Annotated in this window: 24 protein-coding genes; 13 read left to right on the top strand and 11 right to left on the bottom strand. The window is 39.0% G+C overall.

Translation table 11 applies throughout. From position 1 onward, the window contains the following. Window positions 1–531 precede the first annotated feature (531 nt). Entirely contained in the window at window positions 532–1,332 is an 801-nt protein-coding gene (locus ASU00_RS16525; protein WP_057914580.1) for a hypothetical protein, read from the bottom strand. 391 nt (window positions 1,333–1,723) lie between these two features. Between ASU00_RS16525 and ASU00_RS16520 the strand changes: the two genes are divergently transcribed. The 5 genes from ASU00_RS16520 (at window position 1,724) to ASU00_RS16500 (ending at window position 6,426) form a co-directional block, all read left to right on the top strand. Continuing rightward, window positions 1,724–2,788 (top strand): C45 family autoproteolytic acyltransferase/hydolase, encoded by a 1,065-nt coding sequence (locus tag ASU00_RS16520; RefSeq protein WP_057914579.1) that lies wholly within the window; start codon window positions 1,724–1,726, stop codon window positions 2,786–2,788. A gap of 185 nt (window positions 2,789–2,973) precedes the next feature. Beyond that, window positions 2,974–3,264 (top strand): DUF3817 domain-containing protein, encoded by a 291-nt coding sequence (locus tag ASU00_RS16515; RefSeq protein ID WP_057914578.1) that lies wholly within the window; start codon window positions 2,974–2,976, stop codon window positions 3,262–3,264. 132 nt (window positions 3,265–3,396) lie between these two features. Beyond that, a complete protein-coding gene (locus ASU00_RS16510) occupies window positions 3,397–4,164 on the top strand; it encodes an ABC transporter ATP-binding protein (RefSeq protein ID WP_057914577.1) in 768 nt (255 codons plus the stop codon). Continuing rightward, the gene (locus ASU00_RS16505; protein WP_057914576.1) at window positions 4,151–6,061 is read left to right on the top strand and encodes an ABC transporter permease; all 1,911 of its coding nucleotides are present in this window, start codon (window positions 4,151–4,153) and stop codon (window positions 6,059–6,061) included. The genes ASU00_RS16510 and ASU00_RS16505 overlap by 14 nt, the downstream gene beginning before the upstream one ends. 5 nt (window positions 6,062–6,066) lie before the next feature. Then, the gene (locus tag ASU00_RS16500) at window positions 6,067–6,426 is read left to right on the top strand and encodes a YxeA family protein (protein ID WP_057914575.1); all 360 of its coding nucleotides are present in this window, start codon (window positions 6,067–6,069) and stop codon (window positions 6,424–6,426) included. 53 nt (window positions 6,427–6,479) lie between these two features. On the opposite strand, the gene ASU00_RS16495 is transcribed toward ASU00_RS16500, so the two are convergent. Next, window positions 6,480–7,868, bottom strand: a complete 1,389-nt coding sequence (locus tag ASU00_RS16495) for a sensor histidine kinase (RefSeq protein ID WP_057914574.1) — start codon at window positions 7,866–7,868, stop codon at window positions 6,480–6,482. Beyond that, entirely contained in the window at window positions 7,865–8,575 is a 711-nt protein-coding gene (locus ASU00_RS16490; protein WP_057914573.1) for a response regulator transcription factor, read from the bottom strand. The genes ASU00_RS16495 and ASU00_RS16490 overlap by 4 nt, the downstream gene beginning before the upstream one ends. Window positions 8,576–8,812: 237 nt before the next feature. Between ASU00_RS16490 and ASU00_RS16485 the strand changes: the two genes are divergently transcribed. Further along, window positions 8,813–9,988, top strand: a complete 1,176-nt coding sequence (locus tag ASU00_RS16485) for an MFS transporter (RefSeq protein WP_057914572.1) — start codon at window positions 8,813–8,815, stop codon at window positions 9,986–9,988. Between the two features lie 46 nt (window positions 9,989–10,034). Here ASU00_RS16485 and ASU00_RS16480 read toward each other — a convergent pair whose 3' ends face one another. The 6 genes from ASU00_RS16480 to ASU00_RS16455 all read right to left on the bottom strand — a co-directional run bounded on the left by ASU00_RS16480 (window position 10,035) and on the right by ASU00_RS16455 (window position 14,341). Continuing rightward, on the bottom strand, window positions 10,035–10,772 hold the full coding sequence (locus tag ASU00_RS16480; protein WP_057914571.1) for an amino acid ABC transporter ATP-binding protein: 738 nt from the start codon (window positions 10,770–10,772) through the stop codon (window positions 10,035–10,037). Window positions 10,773–10,801: 29 nt separating this feature from the next. Beyond that, window positions 10,802–11,506: an amino acid ABC transporter permease gene (locus tag ASU00_RS16475; protein WP_057914570.1), complete on the bottom strand. Its 705-nt coding sequence runs from the start codon at window positions 11,504–11,506 to the stop codon at window positions 10,802–10,804. Next, window positions 11,490–12,314: an amino acid ABC transporter substrate-binding protein gene (locus ASU00_RS16470; protein WP_057914569.1), complete on the bottom strand. Its 825-nt coding sequence runs from the start codon at window positions 12,312–12,314 to the stop codon at window positions 11,490–11,492. The genes ASU00_RS16475 and ASU00_RS16470 overlap by 17 nt, the downstream gene beginning before the upstream one ends. Before the next feature lie 335 nt (window positions 12,315–12,649). Beyond that, complete coding sequence (locus ASU00_RS16465; RefSeq protein WP_057914568.1) at window positions 12,650–13,234, bottom strand: YjgB family protein; 585 nt, start codon at window positions 13,232–13,234, stop codon at window positions 12,650–12,652. A 408-nt stretch (window positions 13,235–13,642) separates the two neighbouring features. After that, window positions 13,643–14,053: a GNAT family N-acetyltransferase gene (locus ASU00_RS16460; protein WP_057914567.1), complete on the bottom strand. Its 411-nt coding sequence runs from the start codon at window positions 14,051–14,053 to the stop codon at window positions 13,643–13,645. A gap of 90 nt (window positions 14,054–14,143) precedes the next feature. After that, entirely contained in the window at window positions 14,144–14,341 is a 198-nt protein-coding gene (locus tag ASU00_RS16455) for a hypothetical protein (protein ID WP_057914566.1), read from the bottom strand. 207 nt (window positions 14,342–14,548) lie between these two features. On the opposite strand from ASU00_RS16455, the gene ASU00_RS16450 reads away from it, so the two are divergent. Further along, window positions 14,549–15,436: a TIGR01777 family oxidoreductase gene (locus ASU00_RS16450; protein ID WP_057914565.1), complete on the top strand. Its 888-nt coding sequence runs from the start codon at window positions 14,549–14,551 to the stop codon at window positions 15,434–15,436. A gap of 304 nt (window positions 15,437–15,740) precedes the next feature. On the opposite strand, the gene ASU00_RS16445 is transcribed toward ASU00_RS16450, so the two are convergent. Next, window positions 15,741–17,081, bottom strand: a complete 1,341-nt coding sequence (locus ASU00_RS16445) for a nucleobase:cation symporter-2 family protein (protein ID WP_057914564.1) — start codon at window positions 17,079–17,081, stop codon at window positions 15,741–15,743. 184 nt (window positions 17,082–17,265) lie between these two features. Here ASU00_RS16445 and ASU00_RS16440 point away from each other — a divergent pair, with 184 nt between their 5' ends. Further along, window positions 17,266–18,519 (top strand): PucR family transcriptional regulator, encoded by a 1,254-nt coding sequence (locus ASU00_RS16440; RefSeq protein WP_161809749.1) that lies wholly within the window; start codon window positions 17,266–17,268, stop codon window positions 18,517–18,519. Between the two features lie 77 nt (window positions 18,520–18,596). Here the strand turns inward: ASU00_RS16440 and ASU00_RS16435 are convergent, their stop codons facing one another. Next, a complete protein-coding gene (locus ASU00_RS16435) occupies window positions 18,597–19,781 on the bottom strand; it encodes a PucR family transcriptional regulator (protein ID WP_057914562.1) in 1,185 nt (394 codons plus the stop codon). Window positions 19,782–20,022: 241 nt separating this feature from the next. Here ASU00_RS16435 and uraD point away from each other — a divergent pair, with 241 nt between their 5' ends. The 5 genes from uraD to ASU00_RS16410 all read left to right on the top strand — a co-directional run bounded on the left by uraD (window position 20,023) and on the right by ASU00_RS16410 (window position 23,479). Continuing rightward, the gene (gene uraD / locus ASU00_RS16430; protein WP_082630384.1) at window positions 20,023–20,520 is read left to right on the top strand and encodes a 2-oxo-4-hydroxy-4-carboxy-5-ureidoimidazoline decarboxylase; all 498 of its coding nucleotides are present in this window, start codon (window positions 20,023–20,025) and stop codon (window positions 20,518–20,520) included. 10 nt (window positions 20,521–20,530) lie between these two features. Continuing rightward, window positions 20,531–21,514, top strand: coding sequence for a factor-independent urate hydroxylase (gene pucL, locus ASU00_RS16425; protein WP_057914561.1), 984 nt, complete (start codon window positions 20,531–20,533; stop codon window positions 21,512–21,514). Continuing rightward, entirely contained in the window at window positions 21,514–21,873 is a 360-nt protein-coding gene (gene uraH, locus ASU00_RS16420; protein WP_057914560.1) for a hydroxyisourate hydrolase, read from the top strand. The genes pucL and uraH overlap by 1 nt, the downstream gene beginning before the upstream one ends. A 30-nt stretch (window positions 21,874–21,903) precedes the next feature. Beyond that, window positions 21,904–22,443 carry a thiol peroxidase gene (gene tpx / locus ASU00_RS16415; RefSeq protein ID WP_057914559.1) on the top strand — a complete coding sequence of 180 codons (540 nt, stop codon included), beginning with the start codon at window positions 21,904–21,906 and terminating at the stop codon, window positions 22,441–22,443. Between the two features lie 289 nt (window positions 22,444–22,732). Next, window positions 22,733–23,479, top strand: coding sequence for a carbonic anhydrase (locus ASU00_RS16410; RefSeq protein ID WP_057914558.1), 747 nt, complete (start codon window positions 22,733–22,735; stop codon window positions 23,477–23,479). The last annotated feature ends 491 nt before the right edge of the window (window positions 23,480–23,970 follow it).

The raw sequence follows: 23,970 nt of genomic DNA, 5'->3' as shown, positions 1-23,970 counted from the left end.
AAGAGCAATATTCGTAGATAAATTCTATATTTCGTAGAAAAAAGAGCAATATTCGTAGATAAATTCTATTTTTCGCAGATAAAAGAGCAATATTCGTAGATAAATTCAGTTTTTCGTAGATAAAAGAGCAAGTTTCGTAGATAAATTCAGTTTTTCGCAGATAAAAGAGCAATATTCGTAGATAAATTCTATATTTCGTAGATAAAAGAGCAATATTCGTAGATAAATTCTGTTTTTCGTAGATAAAAGAGCAATATTCGTAGAAAAATTCTATTTTTCGTAGATATTTATAGTGAAATGCTAGTTTGTTAGTTATTTTTGACTGAACTTTATTTCAGAACATCAGCGAAAGTGAGCGTATTAAAGTTAAATATGGCATTGACGAATTAAAATAGTGCAAAATTCTCTAATAAAACAACCCCTTGCGTCGTCTGTATGATTAATACGACGCAAGGGGGTTTTTAGGAGGCTTTTTTCGAAGTGGGGTTTCATACTAAAACTAATTTAGATAAGAAAAATAAACTCAGTAAATCAATTTTTTAGAAAAGTAACTTGTGAAGCGGAATTCCCTGCTTTTTCGCCATATTTCTCCACTACAAACGTAACATAGTCATCTTTGGAAAGACCAATAGGCAGCCCATTAACTTTGTCTACGGGAATGTTCTTAGGGTTATCAAGATTCGTATATCCGTTATCATACCAAGCAAGTGCTAAGGATTTTAAATCTTTATAGCCATAATACTTTGAGCTTTCTTTGTTACTTTCTACATCATTTGTTAGAAAGGTAACTTGTGAAGCGGAATTCCCTGTTTTTTCGCCATATTTCTCCACTACAAACGTAACATAGTCATCCTTGGAAAGGCCAATAGGCAGCCCATTTACTTTGTCTACGGGAATGTTCTTAGGGTTGTCAAGATTCGTATATCCATTATCATACCAAGCAAGCGCTAAGGATTTTAAATCTTTATAGCCATAATACTTTGAGCTTTCTTGGTCATTTTCTAAAAAGGTAACTTGTGAAGCGGAATTCCCTGCTTTTTCGCCATATTTCTCCACTACAAACGTAACATAGTCATCCTTGGAAAGACCAATAGGCAGCCCATTCACTTTGTCTACGGGAATGTTCTTAGGGTTGTCAAGATTCGTATATCCGTTATCATACCAAGCAAGCGCTAAAGATTTTAAGTTCTGATACCCATAGTAGCTTGATTCTTCTTTATTTTCACTTTGAAACGATGTCGCTTGATTTGGCATGAAATCTCCTAGTCCACTTACCGTAATCCCACCAGCCATAGTGAAGATACCTATTCCTGTTACTAAACTTTTTATCATGTTCATTCCTCCTCTTAATTTTTTGTTTCAATAGATAGACGCATGACGGAGGAAAAAAGTTTTCTCTTATTTAAAAAAGACGAGCTTTCAAAACAGTGAATGTATCTGGAATTCGGTTGTATTAGGACACCTAACGGCACTTGGACTGAATGGAACCTTTTGCTGGGGAAGTGAAAGCGATGTGAGTAGCAAAATCATTCGTTTGCATCTCCTACAAATAACGAGATGGTCCATGATCATAAAAATTTTCTAAATAGGCAGGTAAATGTACAAACATGACTTCCGTTTTGCTTCATTGTTACATAAATGTAAAGGCGTATCTTCTTTATTTTCAACCATACATCAAGTATTCTTAATTTGAATAGCATCTACTGTAAATGAGGGATAAGGCGTGAAGCAAATATATAGTGATATCATACAATTCAGGGGAACACATTATGAGTTTGGATACATGCAGGGTGAGGAGTTTAAGGATTCATTAACGGTTAAGAATCGTGAAGATCAATGGAAGATCAGGCAGCCGCGTTTTACGGTTGAGGAAGGTGAGGTCAAGCGGGCGATTTCACAGTTTGCCCCTGGCGTATGGGAGGAATTGCTTGGGATGCAGGAAGCGCTGAAATGGCCAATTGAGCGTGTACTCCAAGAATTCGGAGGGTACCGATTGGATTATGTTCGGTCTGGATGCTCGATCATGACAGGTGACAATTTTCTGATTCGCAATTATGATTACCATCCAAAGACATATGAAGGACGTTATGTGCTTTTCCAGCCAACCGATCAAGGATATTCAAGCATTGGACCGAGCCAGCGGGGGACTGGAAGGATGGATGCGATGAATGAAAAGGGCTTGGTGATTGGATATAACTTCATGAATCGAAAGAATCCTGGAGATGGCTTCATTTGTTGCATGATTGGCAGGCTGATTGTTGAATCATGTGCGAACGTAGAGGATGCGGTCACGATGTTGAAGGAAATTCCCCATCGTCATTCTTTCACCTACGTCGTCTATGATCAAAGCGGCCGTACATATATTGTGGAAACATCTCCGAGAAATGTGGAGGTGCGCACGGCAAGTGCCTGTACCAATCACTTTGAAATCATGAAAAATGAAAATCGCCACCATCTGATAGATTCCAAACGCCGATTGGGAATCATTCAAGAGCAAGAAGGGAGCCTTTCGTCTGCCTACGAGGCCTATCGCCTGTTCAATGACACCAACCAAGGTGTCTTTTCGGATTTATATAGCAGCTGGGCGGGCACGATTCATACATCCGCTTACTTGCCGAAGGAATTGAAAACTTGGATTGCTTTAGGGGGCAATCAGGAGCCCACCATAATCGATTTTGCGAAGTGGCTTGAAGGAGAAGAACTTAAGCTGGATCGGATCAGGGGTGTAATCGATACGGATATTCCCTTCGTGCATATGGATGAAGGAGCGAATTGGTTCCAAAATTGAGCAATGAAAAATGAGATAATGTTAAGTGTTGCGGGCCCAATCCTCCGATTGGGCTTTTTGCACAATAATTTTAGCAAGCATCTTATTGGAACTATTTATTGGTGGTTCGTCCGGTAATATAATATGATAAAGTAACATATTTTGGGTAACAATCGTACTTGTACATTGAATAAGGGGATGAGTGAATGTTTTCTACAGCTTTTGGATGGTTTAGGTTCATAACAATAATTGAGGGAATTTCATATGTTCTCTTACTGGCTGTTGGAATGCCGATAAAGTACATATTAAATATCGGGGAAGCGACGCTCATTTTAGGCAGCATTCATGGTTTCTTGTTCGTCGTGTTCGGCCTTTTACTGCTTTATGTTAGCATTCAATCAAGATGGTCCTTTATTAAAATGGCGCTGATTTTCATCGTTTCATTTATTCCGTTTGGGAATTTTGTAATCGACCGAAAGCTATTGAAGCAAAGTTAACCTTTAAAAAAAACGCCTTCCATACAATGGAAGGCGTTTTTTTATGGATGTAAGCTTGTTGTAAGGTTGGCATAAATGTGCTGTAAGGATGAGCCTTTATAGTATAAGTAACAACACTAAGAGGTGAAACAAATGAAACCATTACTAAAAGTGGAAAATATCAAAAAGATATATGGGAAATCAAGTGCTGCTTACACTGCGTTGGAGAATATATCTTTTGAGATTCATGAAGGAGAGTTCGTGGGAATCATGGGGCCTTCTGGAGCGGGGAAATCGACTTTGCTTAATATGCTGGCAACGATTGATTCACCGACTGAAGGCAAGATTTATATGAGAGATGTGAGCATTCACGATATGAGGGGAGTGGATTTAACGGATTTCAGGCGCAACAATCTTGGGTTCATCTTTCAAGATTACAATTTACTCGATTCATTGACCGTGAAGGAAAATATTTTGTTGCCAATGGCGATTGCAAAAATTCCAGCAAAACAAATCAATATCTCGGTGATGCGCATTGCTAAAGTATTTGGCATTGAAGATTTACTAGCTAAATATCCTTACCAAATCTCCGGTGGACAGAAACAGCGGACAGCCGCAGCAAGGGCACTTGTGACTGAGCCTGCACTGATCTTGGCTGATGAACCAACAGGGGCACTCGATTCGAAATCAGCGACGGATTTACTGGAAAGCTTAAGTGAACTAAATGAGAATAATCACTCGACCATCATGCTGGTGACACATGATGCATATGCGGCAAGCTTCTGCAATCGCATCATTTTTATCAAGGATGGTACACTTTCCAAGGAAATTCACCGTGGTGACCTAACGCGTAAAGCTTTCTTCCAAGAAATCATGGATGTCCTTGCAACTATTGGAGGTGAGGTAGATGACGTTATTTAGTCTGGCGAGGAAGAATATTGCCCGAAACCTCTCCCAATATTTTTTATATATTGCATCGATGGTTTTTAGCATTATCATCTACTTCACATTCGTAACCTTAAAATATAGCGACACCGTTGCAGAACGAACGGCTTCATCACAAAAATTAGATTCATTAATGAGTGGAGCGGCAGTCATCCTGATTTTCTTCGTTGCCATTTTCATTGCCTATTCAAATTCATTCTTTATGAAAAAACGTAAAAAGGAAGTCGCATTATATGCATTGCTCGGCGTACGTAATCGTCAAATTGGTTTTATGCTCTTTTTTGAAAACTTATTGCTAGGCTTGGTTTCATTAGTTGTAGGGATTTTACTTGGATTCCTATGTTCAAAAGGATTCATGACGATTTTGATTTATTTGATGGGTTATGATGTCATATCGCCATTTACATTTTCCGGAACTGCAGCTTTGAACACCTCGACCGTATTTCTTATTATTTTCTTGGTGACATCATTTCAGGGCTATCGTTTAATTTATCAATTTAAACTAATTGATTTATTCCACGCTTCTAAAAAAGGCGAGGCGGTCCCGAAGCCATCGAAGGGTGTAGCCATTCTTGGAATCATGCTGATTGTCATCGGTTATTGGTTGGCGATGCAAGATCTATTCACTTCTAAAGTGTGGGAGAAAGTCGGCTTTTTAATGACGGCGCTCATCATCTTGACAACAGTTATTGTCGGTACGTTTTTATTGTTTCATAGTGTGACAGGCTTTGTGTTGGCACTAATTAAGAAAAATGAAAAATGGCTATGGAAAGGTCTGCATTTGATGACGATTTCCCAACTGCTCTATCGCATTCGGGGCAATGCACGTACATTGACCGTCATTGCGGTGTTAAGTGCTACGACGGTAACGGCCGGCGGTGCGGTTTATGGTCTTTATTACAACACAAACGATCAGGTTTTGACCGCTGATCCCAATACGTTCATGTATCGGCAAACGGATGCGAAATACGACAAAAAAGTCAGCGCCATTTTGCCGGAAACAAAGTATGATGAAGCGATTGAAGCACTGTCTGTCACCTTTAATGCGAAAGAATTAAATGACTTGGATGGTTCAGGCAAGAGAATTTACACGGTTATCGACGAAAAAACATATAACAAATTAGCGGCCATACAAAACAAGGAAGTGCTGCGTTTGAAGGAGGATCATGCTGTCATTCTCGATGTAGGCTATGACGAAAGGTTCTCTCCAGACTACAAGGGAAAGACGATCACGACAAAAAACAATACGGCACTCACATTTCAAGACGTTAAGACACAAACCGTTTTAAATGCGGGGACAGCAGGCATCACGGTTGTCGTATCCAATCATACATTTGAAGCATTGCAAAAGGATTGGGAGTCGCTAACATTTCGTGTCATTGGTGTGGATAAGGCATCTGTTGATTTATCCGGGGAAATGGCAAAGGAGATACCTGAAAAAGGGCTATTTTCCAGTGCGCCGCAAGACTTTCAACTGGCCCTCGAAAGCGTAGGGTCACTGCTCTTTATCGGGAGCTTCCTTGGTCTCGTCTTTTTAGCTGCGACAGGAAGCATCATTTACTTTAAAGTTTTGACTGAAGCAGAGGAAGATAAATCACAATACAATATGCTTCACAAGATGGGCGTCAGCTCTAAAGAAATGCGAAAATCTATTGCCTCACAAGTGGTTGTCATTTTCTTCGTACCTTTGGCAGCAGGATTATGCCACAGTGTTGTCGCTTTAAAAGCATTTTCTGGTTTATTGATGATGGACCTGGCGAAACCTGTGCTGATCTGGATGGTGGCTTATACGGTGATCTACGGTCTGTATTATATCTTAACGGTAGCTTCTTACAATTGTATTATCACACAAAATAATAAAACGGAAGGGTGATCGAGATGAAGAAATTTCTTATGGTAGTTGGAATTTTGTTTATACTGGGAGCGGCAGGAGTCTTCGCTCTTACTAAAATAGACTTTAACCGCATGAATGCCGATTATTATTATTTGCAAATTACGGAGGATGGAACACAGCATGAACACAAACTTGATGATGGTTCGGTGATGACTTCTTATTCATATAAACTGGATGCCACAAATGCGGATGGTGAAACAAAGCGGCTTGATTTCACGGCACAAAAAAATCTGCGGCAAGATGCCTATTTGAAAGTATACGTGAAGGATAAAGATCAAGTATCTTCCTATGATGAAGTGAAATTCGAGGAAATCCCAAAGAAGGCTCAAGAAAAACTTAAATAGGAAAGAAGGGCTGTTCATAAGTTGTGGACAGCCTTTCTTTGTAAGAAAAATATTTATAAAAGTATCGTAATGGTCGTTCCCTTATTTTCAATGCTAGTCAAATCCAGTTTACCTTTATGGGCCAGAATAATATCCCTTGCAATGGCCATTCCTAAGCCTGTTCCTTGTGTGTTGGCGGTATTCGTACCTCGATAGTAGCGTTCAAAAACTTGTGCTAAATCTTTGGCGGGAATGCCGCGGCCATTATCGGTAATGGTAATTTGGGTAGAAGTGTCTGATTGTTGATGAATGGCATCAATTTGTATTTTCACGACGACATTTTCATCATTATGTACGAGCGCATTGTAGATTAGATTGAAAATTGCTCGTTTCATTAGTTTTTTATCCACTTGATGTGTGGCCTTATCCACATTTGCCGCGAATTCAATCTGTCGATCACCAATTGATGAATCATTTAACAATTCAATTGTCATTTCGCGTATGAATCCAACGATATCGATATCTTCAAATTGCATAGGTAGTCGTTGATTTCGCAGGCGCATCGTTAGATTGAGATCATCTAACAAATCCTTCATATAAATGGACTGTCTATTAATAATGGATGTATACACATCCAGTTCTTGCGGCGTTAAATCTGCGGCGCTTTCTCTCATCAATTCTGTATACCCAAGTATGGAAGAAAGTGGTGTCTTCATATCATGTGAAACGTTGCTGATCCATTCTTCACGCATTTTGTCGAGTTGATTACGTTCTTTTTCATACTGATCTAACTTTACTGATAGTTCATTCATATTGCGAAATACATCTTCATAAACGCCCTTTGGTATGCTCATCTTTTTAAAGCGCCTATCCCTAAGCTGCTGTATTCCTTCTATTAAGATGTGGAGCGGACTCGTTAATTTTTTTCCAAATAAGAAACCAATGACTAATGCAATCATGATATCAATGGTTAGAAATAGTAAAAGGAGGATGTTGATGTACTTTAAAATGCTATCATAATTATAGGACAATACATAGCGGCCTATTCCTCGGTCTTTAACTCCGATGAAATAGCTGTAATTGTGGGCTTCACCGACAAAAACAGTCGTCTCTGAATCAACTTCCTTATACTTATACATTTGGACGATTTCAGCAGGGGAATATACGGTTTGCAATTGTTGAGGTGTGTAATAGGCTGCAACTTGCTGCCCCTTATCATTCAAAAATTGTATCCAGGCGTTATTGTTCCGCAGACTTTCTCGTCCTTCTTCATTTACCTTTGGTTTGTTATCTTTGAGGTCTACAAATTGTGAAAATTGTCTGCTGAAATTTTCCGCAGATTCTTCTTCTGTGTCGAAATGAACAAAGAGTAGGCTTATAAGTAAAATTGTATTCACAATCCCCACGATCACTACGATTGTCACAACGGATCCTAAAAAGCGGCCTGTCAATTTCCACTTCATCTTTGTTTGCCCTTGGTATGCAATTTATACCCAAGTCCCTTTACGGTTATTATAAAAGCTGGCTTTGAGGGGTCTGCCTCGATTTTTTCGCGTAGGCGGCGAATATGGACCATCACTGTATTATCAGAGCCAAAAAATTCATCGCCCCATACGTGTTCAAATAAAGTTTCCTTGCTTAAAATCTGATTCGGATGATGCATGAAACAGCTCATCAGTCCGATTTCTTTTGCGGTGAGCTGAATTGATTTGCCATCCTTCTTCAATTCGGTTTCATTTGCACTAAGCTCAAACGGATCAATCAACAAATTTTTCGGGACGTGTTTTTCCTCTGAAAAACCAGCTCGTCTCAGATGTGCCTTCACCCGGTAGGCAACCTCCTTCGGACTGAACGGCTTGGTAATATAATCATCGCCGCCAATAGCCAACCCTAAAAGCTTGTCGATTTCCTCATCCTTTGCCGACAAAAATAAAATGGGCACATTCGACACTTCACGAATTTGTTTGCATAAATCAAAGCCTTCTCCATCAGGCAGCATAATATCCAGCAAAACTAGTGATGGATGGAACTCCTGAAACTTTGCCCAACCATCTGCAATTGTCCCAGCCGTAACAATATTCGAAATACCTTCTTTATGTAAAACTGTCTCCATGAGACGTGCCAAATCTTCTTCATCGTCAATAACTAGAATCCACTGATCATTAGACATTGTTCCGCCTCCCTAACATCGCTCTTATCCTTAAGTATAGTGTACCCTATAGCAAAAAATAAGGCGAAAGCACAGTTATATATCGTTTCTTTTGGAGAAGGAAGGTCTTCCTCCATACTGATTTAGGAAAGGTTGTATGATAAACTGTTTAAAGTATCGTTTGGAAGATAATGCTAAGTTTTAAAATTATATAAATAAAAGTATGCAGTGAATGTGAAAGATAAAGGAGAAAATATAATGGAAACAAAAAAAGTGTTACCCGTTCTTTTTTTGGTGATGTTTTTGGTCATGGTCGGATTTGGGATCATCATTCCCGTTATTCCGTTTCTAGCTGAAAAGGTTGGTGGCAGTCCGACGCAGCTAGGTCTATTAATGGCTGTATATTCGTTAATGCAACTTTTTTTTGCACCATTATGGGGCCGAATCTCGGACAGGGTAGGACGTAAACCTGTCATGATGATCGGGATTGCGGGACTCGCCCTATCGTTTTTCATCATGGCTCTAGCAGATTCTTTATGGGTATTATTTGTAGCCAGGATTGTTGGCGGGGTTCTGTCATCTGCAAACATGCCAACTGCAATGGCATATGTAGCTGATATCACGTCGCCGGAAGATAGGGGAAAGGGGATGGGAATTCTCGGGGCCGCTACAGGGCTGGGGTTCATCTTTGGGCCGGCAATTGGCGGGATATTCTCCAAAATAAGTTTGAATCTACCGTTTTACATAGCGGCTATTTCCTCATTAATCACCTTGCTGCTAGTGATGGTCCTACTGAAAGAATCACATTCAGTTGAAAAAAGAGCTCATATATCTAAAAATAAAGAGTCCATGTGGAAAGCCTTTAAAGGACCTCTTACGATCATGTTCACTCTCCAATTGATCGTCACGTTTTCTATGGCAGGACTTGAAACGACTTTTGCCTATTTTGCTGCTAAAAAGGCTGATATCAGTCTTGTACAATTAGGATATATCTTCATGATCATGGGATTTGGAAGTGCGATTGTCCAAGGTGGTTTAGTGGGTAGGCTGACAAAAAAATATGGGGAAGGTATGGTCATCCAATTGGGACTCATCATATCCGCAGTTGGTTTCATTCTCATACTATTTTCTTCTGGCTTTTGGACATCAGCGTTCTTCCTGACGATTTTCGGAGCGGGTAATGGGTTCATCCGGCCGGCCATATCTGCTCTGCTTACCAAAAGCTCTGCAACGGGGCATGGCAGTATTACAGGATTGCTTTCTTCCTTCGACTCATTCGGCAGAATTGCAGGGCCCCCAATAGGCGGTTGGTTATTTTCAATTTCGATAGGCTTGCCATTTATAGCAGGTGCGATCCTTTCCGTTTTTGCTGTGCTTCTTTTTCAGATATTCCATGCACGGACACAGACTAAAGAGGTCCAAGCATCTCATTGAATTTATGCTAGACAAAAGCCCCCCATTTCTATAAATGGGGGGAGCATCATTGAATCATATTGAGGAATTTGCGTGTTCGTGCCTCTTTCGGATTGGTGAAAATTTGGTCGGGTGTTCCTCGTTCCATTATTTTTCCTTCATCCATGAAGATGACCTCGTCGGCAACCTCACGAGCGAAACGCATTTCATGTGTAACAACGATCATTGTCATGCCTTCTTCTTTTGCCAAGTCTTTCATTACCTGAAGCACGTCTCCTACTAGTTCAGGATCTAGAGCCGAGGTGGGTTCGTCGAATAGCATGACCTTCGGCTCCATGGCCAAGGCCCTTGCGATTCCGACACGCTGCTGCTGTCCGCCGGACAATTGGAAAGGGTAAAAATCAACTTTTTCTCCTAAGCCGACCTTTGTAAGCAGGGCAGTCGCCTTTTCTTTCGCTTCATGTTTCGCTATATTCTTTACAATGATGGGACCTTCCATTACATTTTCCAGAGCCGTTTTGTGAGGGAAGAGATTATAGCTTTGAAAAACCATCCCAGTCAAACTGCGGAAAGAAGTAATCGATTTTTTTTTGACCGGTTTACTGAAGTCCATTATCGTTTGATCGATTTCAATCGTCCCATCCGTAGGCACTTCAAGGAGATTCAAACAGCGAAGAAAGGTTGTTTTACCTGAGCCCGAAGGACCGATCAATACAATGACTTTCCCTTGCTTCACTTCCAAATCGATGCCCCTTAATACATCAAGGTCACCAAACGATTTATGAAGATTCTTAATGTTGATCATGTTAAAATCTCCTTTAACTGCTGTGGTTCTCATTTTGCTACATAGCGATTAAGCCTGTCCTCTATACTTCCTTGAATGAAAGATAAAATCGTACACAAAATCCAATATAGGGCAGCTGCTTCGATGTACAATAGCAGAAATTCATAGTTTTTTGCAGCGATTTCTTGAGCTTTACGGAACAATTCCGCTACGAGTATCAGTGATGCAAGCGATGTATCCTTTAAAAGGCTGATGAACGTATTCGAAAGCGGGGGAATCGATACACGAGCGGCTTGCGGCAAAATGATGCGCTTCAAAGCTTGGGTATATGTCATTCCGATTGAATAGCCTGCCTCCCATTGCCCTTTTGGTGTCGATAAAATCGCAGCACGAATAATTTCCGAAGCATATGCTCCAACACTTAATGAGAATCCGATGATAGCTGATATAAAAGGGCTGATGGTAACGCCTAGATTTGGAAGCCCATAAAAGATAATGAACAATTGCACAAGTAATGGTGTCCCACGAATGATTGATACATATACCCGGGCAATGATTTGAAATATTTTAATGGAAGATAATCTAGCCAATGCTGTAAGTACAGCGAGAATAAGGCCAAGAACGAACGTGATCAATGTTAGTGGAATCGTAATTTTAATAGCTCCCTCTATCATAGGATAGAGGGAGGTTTGAGCGATGGAAACAAGCTGGTTCATACGCTCAGGGTCGTTGAAAATATTACTTAGGAGAAACATCTTCACCAAACCATTTATCTGAAATTTTAGCGTACGTGCCATCGTCTTTCATCGCTTTTAATGCTTTGTTTACTTCATCCACTAATTTACCGCTGTCTTTTCTGAACATTAAACCACTTGCAGCTCCGTTTTCTTCCTCATCGGCCACTTTAATTGGTGCATCTGGATGCTGCTTTTTATAATCAAGGAACGATAATTTGTCATTGATCGTGGCATCTACCCGTTTTGAACCAATAAGCTGAACACTTTGGGAAAACCCTTCGATGCCGGTAACTTTTGCTCCATGAGATTCAGCTAGATCATTGTAGTTGCTCGTTAAGGATTGTGCGGATGTTTTACCTTTTAAGTCATGGAATGATTTAATATCTTTATTATCCTTGTGAACAAGCAGTACGGCACCTGATTGAATATAGGCATCTGAGAAATCATATTTCTTTTGGCGGTCTTCATTAATGCCGACTTGGTTTGCGATCATATCAAAACGTTTCGCATCCAACCCTGCAAACAGGCCGTCCCATTGCGTTTCCTTGAATTCAGCTTTCACTCCAAGGCGTTTTGCCACTTCTTTAGAAATTTCAACGTCGAAGCCCGTTAGTTTGTCTGAATCATCGTGGAATGTGAAAGGAGGATATGTACCTTCTGTTCCGATCGTTAACACGCCATCTTTTTTGACTTTATCATATAAATTTTCTTTTGAAGAAGATTTATTGTCGGTATTGTTTGCCTCGTTTTTTGTATTAGAACCACAAGCGCTAAGTACAACCGTGAAAGCTAACAATAGCGATAAAAGTGCAACCATTTTTTTCATTGGGGTAGACCTCCTAGTAATCTGATAGGGATTCATACTCTGTGATATTATACAAGAAAAGGAACAAAGTCAATGAATATAACTTATGTCATTAGTGTAAATGAATCCTGGTGAATTATACGGATTTTCGCGCATTGAAATAGATTAAATAACTATTGCAGCATATTTTTGCATATGAAAAATCGTCTTGCCGGATCCTTGTTTTTGTCGAAATTCGATAAATCGTGAATTTCGCGGATAAATTCATCAATTTCGCAGATAAATCTCCGAATTCGCAGAAAAGGCTGCCGAGATCCGACAGCCTAAAACCACTATTCTTTTGCACCTATCAAAAGTCATTTAGCTTTCAGTAAATTGACATGATTTACAGTTTGATCTTCACCAACTATAAATTGCAGTTCATAAACACCCGTATCGTAAATGTAGTTGAATTCATCGGTGCTTGAAATATGACGGATTTGGTCGGCACTGCCGAGTTGTTCACCTAATACTTTAGGAGTGATGCTTCCTAGATTATGATCTCGTTCTACATTCGTCCCAAAATATCTGATTTGGGAAATGGTTTTGTCTTCGCTATATGCGAAGGCGAAGCCCGGGTGTCCCATTTCTGCATGAAAAAAGTCAAAGGTTCCATCGGCATTTCCTGGTTCTGGAGGAGACCCGAATGTATTGTATACATCTTTTTGAGTATTTTCTTTAATTTTCAAGCCTCTGGAAGTATAAGGCATTTCTCCTGAAAAGGCCTTATTGTAGATTTCATGTAAAGTGGTGATAGCGTGTGTCTTCGCTAAGCTGGAGGAGTCCTCCAGAGTGGAAGCGGCTTGAACCGGTTCAGTCGAAACGGATGCACCTGCACCAAAAAGGGAACCGGTCAGAATAGCGGTGCTGAGCATTCTGATTGCTGTTTTTTTTGATAACATTTCTTATCCCTCCTATATCATACATTTCCACCATTACCCAGACATGAAACATTTTTGTTTATCAAATAACGATCTTAGGCTATTCGGCACTGCTTGAAATGAATGGTCTATAGACTGGGAATTTCTCAAAAGAAGGGTTGCTAAATGTAAGTGGAGGTGTAAGGAATATCCATATTAAGTATTTTTGTTACGTGGAAATTGAACAAGTCCATATCCACGTGATGCTTAGTGGCAGGGATTGTGAGTAATCAAACTGGGGCTTTGGGGAAAGTAAAAGGGAATCAGCAGTTTTATGCTCTTGATTGGTTTGCTATTGTTTTATTAGCACGAAGGGCCAATCGAAGAGTTTGAAATTTTTCAACCACTGATTTTAGGGACCCATTTCATTCATCAGTAATCCAATAACGTTTAAATGAGTGATTGGATTAAAATATCATCATGATAATTTAAAATCGGTATAAATCCATAGTCTTTAAATTTCTGCAGTGCTTGGGGATTTTTTTTGTTTACAAATCCGGATACGACAAGGATACCTTGTTTTCTCGCATAAGCGACCAATTCAGGTAAAAGGGATTGCAGAATTCCCTTTCCTCTATATTTCTGGTCAAGGACGACATAATTTATATGAGCCACTTTATAAAGATAAAGATTATAACAAAGATATCCGACTATTTTTCCTTTATCATTATATATTACAAGTACTTTATGTGACTTATGCAAAATATCGTCGACTGTATCAGGCGAAACATGAAAATTCTTGACCGTAAGCTCCGTTAATTTTTTTTTATCTTTTTTCGGTTTCCAGCTTCGAAAATACATCTAAACTTCTCCTTTACCCCTATTACATGTTTTTGACATGGAACCCCTTTAGGATTTCCAAAGGGAGTCCATGTCATTTACTCAAAAAAACTACATCTTATTTTTTAAACCTTTTTTAACCTTCTTGATGGATTTAGGTTTCTTGATTGAATTATTTGTATTATCGTTGAGTAAATTATTCAGAAGTTTTTTCAAGGCATCCCTAATGCTATTTTCTGGGCTGGAATTTTCATCAGTTCCAGAATTACCAGGGCTAGTACTGATTTTTCTTAGCTTCTTGTTTGACAATGTAATCATCCTTTTGTTTTATAATTTTCCACATTACCAATTTATGTGTAATCTTTACTTTTGCTTGGACAAGTTCACTAAATGTAAGGCTAAAGTTTTAGCTACCATATAATGTAATAATGTGATATAATTATGTGAATTACTTCACAATATGGTATAACATAAGATTTTCATCGATTAACTTATAGAAGAAAGCAGGTTGGGTATATGCTAAAGAAAGTGGTTTTAGCAGGCGGGACTGGTTTTGTCGGTCAATACTTTGAACAACATTTCAGGAATCTTGGATATGAGGTCGTGATCATTTCCCGGCAGACGCCACATATTGGCTGGGATGATAGACAAGGAATGAGCGAAGCTATCAATCATTCGGAAATGCTGATCAATCTCGCCGGAAAAACGGTCAATTGCCGCTACAATGAGAAGAACAGGAAAGAAATTCTAGAGTCCCGCACGGACACGACCGAAGTGCTCGGTTCTGCAATTGAGCAATGTGATAATCCGCCTTCATTATGGATAAACTCTAGTACGGCGACGATATACAGGCATGCTGAGGATAAACCTATGACAGAAGATAGTGGTGAAATCGGTTCAGGATTCTCCGTCGAAGTAGCCAAGTCATGGGAGGGATCATTCTTTGGTTTCCAATTACCCAAAACGAGACAAATTGCTTTGCGGATAGCCATTGTTTTGGGCGATGGCGGCGTGATGACACCTTTTAGAAATTTGGTTAAATTCGGTCTTGGTGGCCACCAAGGCTCAGGGAACCAAAAATTCAGTTGGATACATATAGATGACTTATTTAACATTGTTCTTTTTCTGCGAAAGAATGAAGGGCTGGAAGGTGTGTTCAATTGTTCCGCCCCTAACCCAGTCACTAATCGTGAACTGATGGCGCAGCTGAGAAACGCCATGAATAAAAAAGTGGGAATGCCATGCCCGGCACCGATGCTTGCAATGGGGGCCTTCTTTATGGGCACCGAAACTGAATTGATCTTAAAAAGTCGTTGGGTCATGCCAGAAAGATTGATAAAGGAAGGGTATGCCTTTAAATTCAATTATCTCGATCAAGCATTGGAACAGATCCTGAAAAGTTAAAGCGAATAGAGAGTGTTTGTAAAAATGATAGATAAGAGATTGATAAGGAATATGGCTGGTCATTTTTCCACACGAGAGAGTTTGGAATGTTGTTCCGAATCTTTTCAACCGAAAAAAAGTCGAAAAGCCATCAGACTTTGCCCTGAAATTGAGTAAAAAAAAGCACCTTGCTTGCCTATTAAATAGGCTGTTGCAAGGTGCTTGTATAATTTGATTGAAAATTGTCTGAATAAGGTTATAATTAAAAGTGTTGGAGCATCTAGCCAACTATCCGCCCTTAGAGAATTGCCTTGTCCGCTACTTTCTAAGGGTGGATATTAATATTCTGGCTCAAACTTGGTTGAATTTCTGGTATGGAATGATGGTGTGTAATGGATGGATTTGTTTTACCATTCAGGATGGCATTTAATACAACTAGCGTTATTGTACCCATCACTACTCCATTTCCACATATTAATTGGACGGTTTCCGGGAATTTATCGAAGGCTTCCGGGACTCCCTTGACTGCTAGACCGACGCCCATCCCAAGTGCAATCGTCAATTGATTGGAAGGTTTGCTTAAATCCGCTTTGGATACCATCCCCAAAGCTGCAGATAGAAGCATTCCAAACATTGGTATCATGGCCCCACCCAGAACGGGTAAAGGGATCATCGTCGTAAGACCGGCAACCTTAGGCACAAAAGCCAGAACGATTAGAATACAACCTGCCGTGATTACTACCGAGCGCTGAGTTACCTTTGTCAGCAGGACCAAGCCCACATTTTGTGAGAAGGTAGAATGGTTAAAAGAGTTAAAGATACCACTAATGAAGCTGCCTATTCCTTCTGCACGGAGCCCCTTTTCCACTTCTTTTTCGGTAATTTCCTTCCCGCATACTTCCCCGAGTGTCAAAAAGACGCCTATGCTTTCAACAGCTATGATTAAAGATATGATTGTCATGGTGATAATAGATGAAAGGTCGAAGGTGGGTACCCCAAAATAGAAAGGAGTCACCATTGTAAACCAGCTGGCCTCCATAAAGCCGGAGGTATCGACCATGCCTAAAAACCCAGCCAATATTGTACCAAGAACCATCGCAAAAAGAACTGAAACCGCTTTCACGAAACCTTTGGTAAGTGTGTTCAATAAAAGGAAAATCATTAGTGTAAAACCAGCTAGCATTAGATTCTTAGGGTCACCAAAGGTGGGGGAACCGACTCCACCCGCTGCATTTTTCATGGCAACTGGCATTAATGACACGCCAATAATTAATATGACGGATCCTGCAACAATTGGTGGGAAAAAGGGTATTAATTTCCCAATTACTCCTGACAAAAGAGCAACAATTATTCCAGATACCATAACTGCGCCTAAAACCCCGGTTATACTATGAACCGATCCTATAGCTATTACTGGCTCGACCACGATAAAAGAAACAGCCATTAAAGCCGGTAATCGTATACCAAAGCCTTTACCGCCAATAACTTGAAGCAAGGTGACTATTCCACAGGCGAGTAAATCAAATGAGATCAGGTATATAATCTGTTGTTGTGTCAAGCCGATTGCAGGACCGACAATTAGTGGAACAGCTACCGCTCCTCCATACATTACACAAACATGCTGTAAACCTAACAATAGCGTGTTTACTTTGCTCAATTTTTCCATGTTTGCCCCCTTTTATTTAGTAAGCGCTTTTCTGGTTATGTTAATTAATGTAATCGCCTCCCTTGTGATTTTGTAAATACTTCTTTATGTGCTTGATTCTAATGTTGCTTATTGCGAAACGCTATTTACAAAATTAACATATTTTTATATTATCACCGCCATAATGCTAAATCAAGACTATTTTTTGGAAAAATATGAATATTCTTTCGAGTTCGACAAGTTTATAATAAAGAAGAATAGGGGGAGAAATATGTATCTAACGGTCGAAAAAGCTTTGAAGCTTCCTGCCCTAAACCAAGTGGAAGTTATTGGAGGTAAGCAAGGGTTAGCTCGGGTAATTAATTCCGTAAGTATAATGGACCATCCGGATATATCATGGATTAAACGAGGGGAACTCCTACTGACAACTGGTTATGTGTTTAAAGATGATCTGGATGCACAAATCAATCTTGTTAGGGAATTGTCGAAAAGAGGAAGTGCTGGATTAGCTATAAAGATTAAGAGGTTTCTTTCTACGATTCCTCCTGGAATGGTAGAAGAAGCGAACAAGTGCAAACTCCCATTACTGGAGATTCCTTATGAAACGCCCTTATCCGATTTATTATTCAGCTTTACACATGAACTTGTTAATAAAGAGAACGTGAAAAACAATGAAAAAGGAAGTATTGAAATTTTTCATTCACTCCTGAAAGGCGAAAGTAGGAGTTCATCTTTTATCCCAAAATTACGGGAATTCGGCTTTAATCCCGATAGGCCATATATTCTGCTCTTAATAAATGAAACGAAGGAAGCAGGAGATTCATTCTTGCCAATTGGTAGAATGTTGGAGAAATTAAACCATTCTGAAATAGTAGATTTTAAGTATTGGAATATCGACCTTGATGGTCAATTGATTATCCTACAAGGAAAAGGAATGGTGACTGATGAGCACCTACTTCTGCAGGCTGAAAGAATTGCCGTCCTTTTAGAAGGGCTTTTAACCGAAGATAATCCCAGCACTTCACTATCGATGGGATTAAGCAAGGTTAAAAAAGAAATATACAGTATGAAAGAAGGCTTTATTGAAGCTAAAAAGGCCATTCAACTTGGCTCGAGGGTTAACCCCACTAATATCAATGATTACGCAAGCATCGAAGTTGAAGATTTAATTAATCAAATCCCCAAGGAGGCAATATCTCAATACGTACTATCCATGATTCAACCCCTTATTGTATATGATAGGGAAAATGAGGGAGAGTTATTAAAAACGCTAGAAACATATTTGTCTTCAAGAGGGAGAATAGAAGATGCGGCACGAGCTTTATTTGTTCATCGAAATACTGTAAAGTTCCGTTTGTCTAAAATTGAGGAATTATTAAGAATTGATTTAAAATCAAGGGATCTTGCTTTTAAATTGCAGTTTAGTATAAAAGCTGCGAAGTTATTATTGGATGACTAGGTAAACGAAGTAGATTTGAGGGAACTGCCAGGGGATTAGCTATCTCTGGCAGTTTTTCATATGGTATGGACTGTTTCTTATCGGTTATCCAGTAGACGTTTGGCATATAAGGCAAGTTTTAAAGTGAACAGATTATCATTGCATAAGTCCATTCCTAACCGTTTTTTTATGCTTTTAATTCGAAAATGGATAGTGTTTCGATGTACCCCCATTTTTCTGGCCGTTTCAGCAGGACGAAGATTGCTTTGCAAATATGTCTCCAAGGTTTTGATTAAATCAGACTGAGTCTCATCGTCATGCTCCTCCAGGGGTGCTAAATTACTTGTAACAATATCCAGTAACACATTTTTTGGAGCATATTGCAAAATTGTAAAGGGTATTAATTCTTTGTAGCTGTAAATATCCTTACCTGGGTAGAATCGTTTTCCCAAATCAATGGATTGTAAAGCCTCCTGTAAGCTATTAGTTAGGCTATTCATATCTGTATGATAGTTACCGACTCCCAGCGTAAGTTTCATTGGAAGGTGTTTAGATAAAGTAGAGATAATTTGTTGATTGATCTTGGTGATTATTAAATGAAATTGGGGGTTCCCTAGGGGGATAGTATCCAGATAAATGATAACTAGACTGCCCTTAATATTCCTTATGAGGTTATCAATTTTATATTGCTCGGTTAATGTTTCGATTGTCTTGATAAGCTGTTTATAAGTAGTGGAATCATTCCTTTGATTCCATTGCAGCGTTAAAGGTAAAACAGTGCATATGTATCCCCCGGTAATTTGATGGAATTTGACCTCCTTCATTCCTGAAATCCCGTAACTTAAATTTTCTGGACCAGCTCCTGAAATATCTTCGATTCTATTACCCGACTCTTTTTGTTCATTCTGTCTCGTTACAATTTCACGAAGTAGGGGAGACATGATATCTGATAGCGAAAACTCAGGGGGGATTTTAAGAATGGGCAAATTGACCATATTGGCAATGTTAATAGTGGCTTGTGGAATTTCCTCCAGTTTGATGACCAATCCTGAACAATTCATATTTGCTAACTCAATTACGAATTGCTCTAATTGTTGTGGATTATCTTGAAATAAGTATCCAGTTGTTAAAATCAATTCATTTGGCTTCAACCAGGAAAGCACATCAGGAGCATCAAAGCTATTGATGGATTCTATTTCTCTATTAAGCCCCTGAATGCCAGCCACCACTTGGCATTGCTTAATCTGTGGCAATTTTAATGCATTAGTCAACGTTAAATGCATGATAAGTCCCCTTTGCTGTGCCTTTTTTCTCTAATTTAACTAATTTTTTGAATATTAGCAACTAAAGCTAAGCTAAAAGGAGAGCCTGTTTCTTTAAAGGTGAGTGCGGTAAGCACAAAAGGTTTGGAAAAATATTAGCTTTTTCAGCTAATGACCTATAAATAAGCACATGTATATAATTCAATTAAGTTAAGAATGTTTAGAATTATATAAAAATAATTGAAAGAAGGGAGGGCCTGCATTGATATCTGACCTTAATAGCATAAATGAGTTGAACAAGGTGGAATTCATCCAAAAGTTAGGATGGGTATATGAACATTCTCCATGGATAGCAGAGCGTTCATGGGGTTACAAGCCATTCATTTCCTTAGCGGACCTAAAACGGAAAATGGAAATGGTTGTGCAGAATGCCTCATTATCGGAACAGCTCCAATTAATCAAGTCTCACCCTGACTTAGCAGCCCGGATTGATATGGCTGAAGCATCAGTAAAAGAACAATCCGCAGCCGGTTTGAATGCGCTTTCTCCCAATGAATTCGAAGAATTTCATGCGTTAAATAATCAGTATAAAGAAAAGTTTGGATTTCCGTTCATATATGCTGTCCGTGGCAGCGATAAAACGGTGATAAAGGCAGAGATGAAAAGAAGGATTGGGTTGGATCAGGCAAATGAACGTAAGGAAGCGATCAAGCAAATCCACTTAATTGCCAGCCACAGGTTATCTGATTTTATTAAATAGGAGGAATAATATGACAGCTCAAAATGAAAATAGAACGATGTACTACGGTAAAGGGGATGTATTTGTATATAGGACTTTTGTAAAGCCTCTTACAGGGTTGAGGAAAATACCGGAATCAAGTTTCATAGAAAGAGATAATACCATTTTCGGTTTTAATTGCCAGATTTCTCTAAAAGGGGAAGCTTTTTTATCTTCTTTTACGGAAGGAAATAATAGCTTGGTGGTTGCAACGGATTCCATGAAAAACATCATTCATCGCCAGGCGGCCAATTATCAAGGAAATACGGCGGAAGGATTTTTAAAGTTCATATGTGAGGTTTTCATTGATAAGTATAGCCACATAGATGCGGTAGAACTGACAGCAACTGAAGTTCCCTTCGATCATGTACTCGTTCCAAAAGGTGAAGGACATCAAAATAGTGATGTTGTCTATCGATGTTCCAGAAATGAAAGAGCTACCACTACGATCGAAGTGAAAAGGACACCTACCGGAAGCAAAATCGTTAAGCATTCGAGTGGAATAGTTGATGTCCATTTAATCAAGGTTAAAGGAAGCTCTTTTTATGGATTTATTCAAGATGAATACACCACACTGCCAGAAGCTCATGATCGTCCACTATTTATCTACTTGGATTTCGATTGGGAATATAGCCGCTGGGAGGATGGCACTGGAGCGAACCCAGAAAAATATGTAGCAGCAGAACAAATTTGTGATATTGCAAACACAGTGTTCCATGAACTGGATAACCGTTCGATCCAGCAGCTCATTTATCATATTGGTATCAGAATTCTGGAACGTTTCCCTCAGTTGGCGAATGTTCAATTTAAAACCAATAATCGTACCTGGGAAACAGTTGTTGATACCATTCCGAATTCAGAAGGAAGTGTTTATCAAGAACCTCGTCCTCCGTTTGGCTTCCAAGGCTTTGTGGTTACACAAGAAGACGTTAAACAAAAAAAGGCAGCTGAATCAACTGTAGGGGCTTCCCGGTAATGGACAGTAAGCTGACGACACATGTTTTAGACCTGTCTAAAGGTCTGCCGGCACAAGGGATGAAAATAGAACTTTGGGCCATAGCAGACCATGGAGAACATACTTTCATTAAAGAGGTCTATACGAACAAAGACGGGAGAGTAGATGATCCGCTTCTTCAAGGGGATGATCTTACACCAGCTGAATATGAGCTTGTCTTTTATGTTGGGGAATATTTCAATGATAAAGCGACTGATTCTTATATAAGGCCATTTTTAAATAAGGTCCCACTTCGTTTTGGAATAAGCAGTACTGAAGAACATTATCATGTTCCTCTGCTTGTTGCTCCAGGAGGATATAGCACCTACCGAGGAAGCTAGTGAATTGGGAAGGAAATTGGAGGGTTCAAATTGGCATATGAGCGTACTGATGCAGTGACATTAGGCGGTAATCCAGTGACCTTAATTGGTCCTGAGCTAAGAGTAGGGGATAAGGCTCCTGACTTTGCAGTATTAACAAATGACCGCCGTAAAGCACAATTAACAGACTATAAAAATAAAACATGCATAATCACAACTGTTCCTTCGCTTGATACTGGTGTATGTGATTTACAAACAAAGCTCTTAAATGAAGAAGCAAGCAATATGGGTGAAGATGTAGCAGTTTTGACAATCAGCGTAGACCTCCCCTTTGCTCAAGCAAGATGGTCTAAAGAAAGTAATGTCGATGCTATAACCATTCTGTCCGATCACTTTGATTTGTCATTTGGTACTGCATATGGGACGTATATGAAAGAACATCGACTGGAATGCAGGGCAGTATTTGTCATAAATCAAGAAGGAATTATTGAGTATGTGGAATACGTATCGGAAGTCACGGATCATCCAGATTATGAATCCGCATTGCACGTAGTGAAGGAATTGATAAATAAAGCTGGTACAGCTAAGTGAATACTTTCCCTCACAAAGGATAATTTCATTCTATTATCCGTAAGACTGTCCAATTTATGTAAATTGGACGGTTTTTTAATGATTGCGGTCCGCCACAGAGCGATTAAGCTAAGGAGAATCATTTCCCTTAAAACGAAAAAAAACGATTCTTTCTATAATATGTTGAATAGGATGATGTTTTTTAGGATTTAGTTTTTAGGGCTTGGAATGTTGCATGAAAACCAAACATATTGTGACACTTATTTTTAAGGCGTATACTATACGTATCTTCTAAGAAAAGAGGCTTAACATGAAAGTGAAATGTATATGGATAAGTTTACTGACATCCTCCCTACTTATCACAGGATGTAATAACGTAACTTCAACTGTCAAAAAAGAAGAAAAGACTACTGCAACACATGAAGTGAATTACAAAGATCAAAAGAATTGGGAGTTAGAATCAGGCGATACACAATCACCTATCGACATTGAGACAACTAAGACACAGGAAATGAAAGACAGTGGAGCAATTGAACTTAACTATAATAAAGCTGTACTTGTTGCAGAGGACAATGGCCACAGTATTCAACTAGGTGTTACCGGAACAGCAAAAATCAATGGTCGTAACTTTGATTTAAAACAATTCCACATTCATGCACCTAGTGAACATAAACTTGATGGTAAGCATTATCCAATTGAAGTTCATTTTGTAAACAAAGCACAAGACGGTCGACTAGCCGTTATTGGTGTGTTCTTCAAAGAAGGAGCAGAAAATCAAGGATTCAAAAAAGTGATTGATAGCATTAAAAAAGGTGATAAAAACACCTCTGTTGGTGAAATCAATATTGCTACTATGCTTCCTGCCAATAAAAGTTATTATCACTACCTTGGTTCATTGACTACTCCCCCGCTTTCAGAAAATGTGGAATGGTATGTCATGAAAAATCCAGTAGATGTTTCGAAAGCTCAAATTGAAACCTTCCAAAGCTATTACAATGGTAATAATCGTGACATTCAACCATTAAACAAACGTCTAATATTAAAATACGAAGAATGAAAATTTAAACAAAACCCATACTGATGATGTGCCCCTTAAAAGGTAGACACTTACTCTACTTTTTAAGGGGTGTTTTTATGACGCAAGAAAGACCTATCGGGGCCGGATAGTTAAAATAGATAAGGTTTTTTTTGAGTTTGTAAGTTAATTTATTTTATACAGAGTTAAATCATAATATTAAATGTTGCAATGGAAAGGGGGAAACGGTTTTCAGTCATTTTCCAACGATTTTTTTAAAATCAGAACAATAAAATATCAATTACTAGTAAAAGAGAATGGCTGTGTTAAAAAATATAAAGTGAAAATATAAAATTCTGAATTTTCTTGAAAGTTATTCGTGCACATGTTAGAATTCATTTCAGATATGAATATTATAAATAAGTTGATTCGGAAGTATGGTGAAACAAAGTTTCTTAACAAGCAACAAAAACGGATAATGAAGGAATGAGGGGATTTGTATAGGACATAAGTTTACCGCGATTTGTAACTTG

The sequence above is a fragment of the Peribacillus muralis genome (assembly GCF_001439925.1).
Classification (GTDB): domain Bacteria; phylum Bacillota; class Bacilli; order Bacillales; family DSM-1321; genus Peribacillus; species Peribacillus muralis.
Note: the sequence above shows the minus strand (reverse complement) of the source record. Positions and strands in the feature narration are given on the sequence as shown.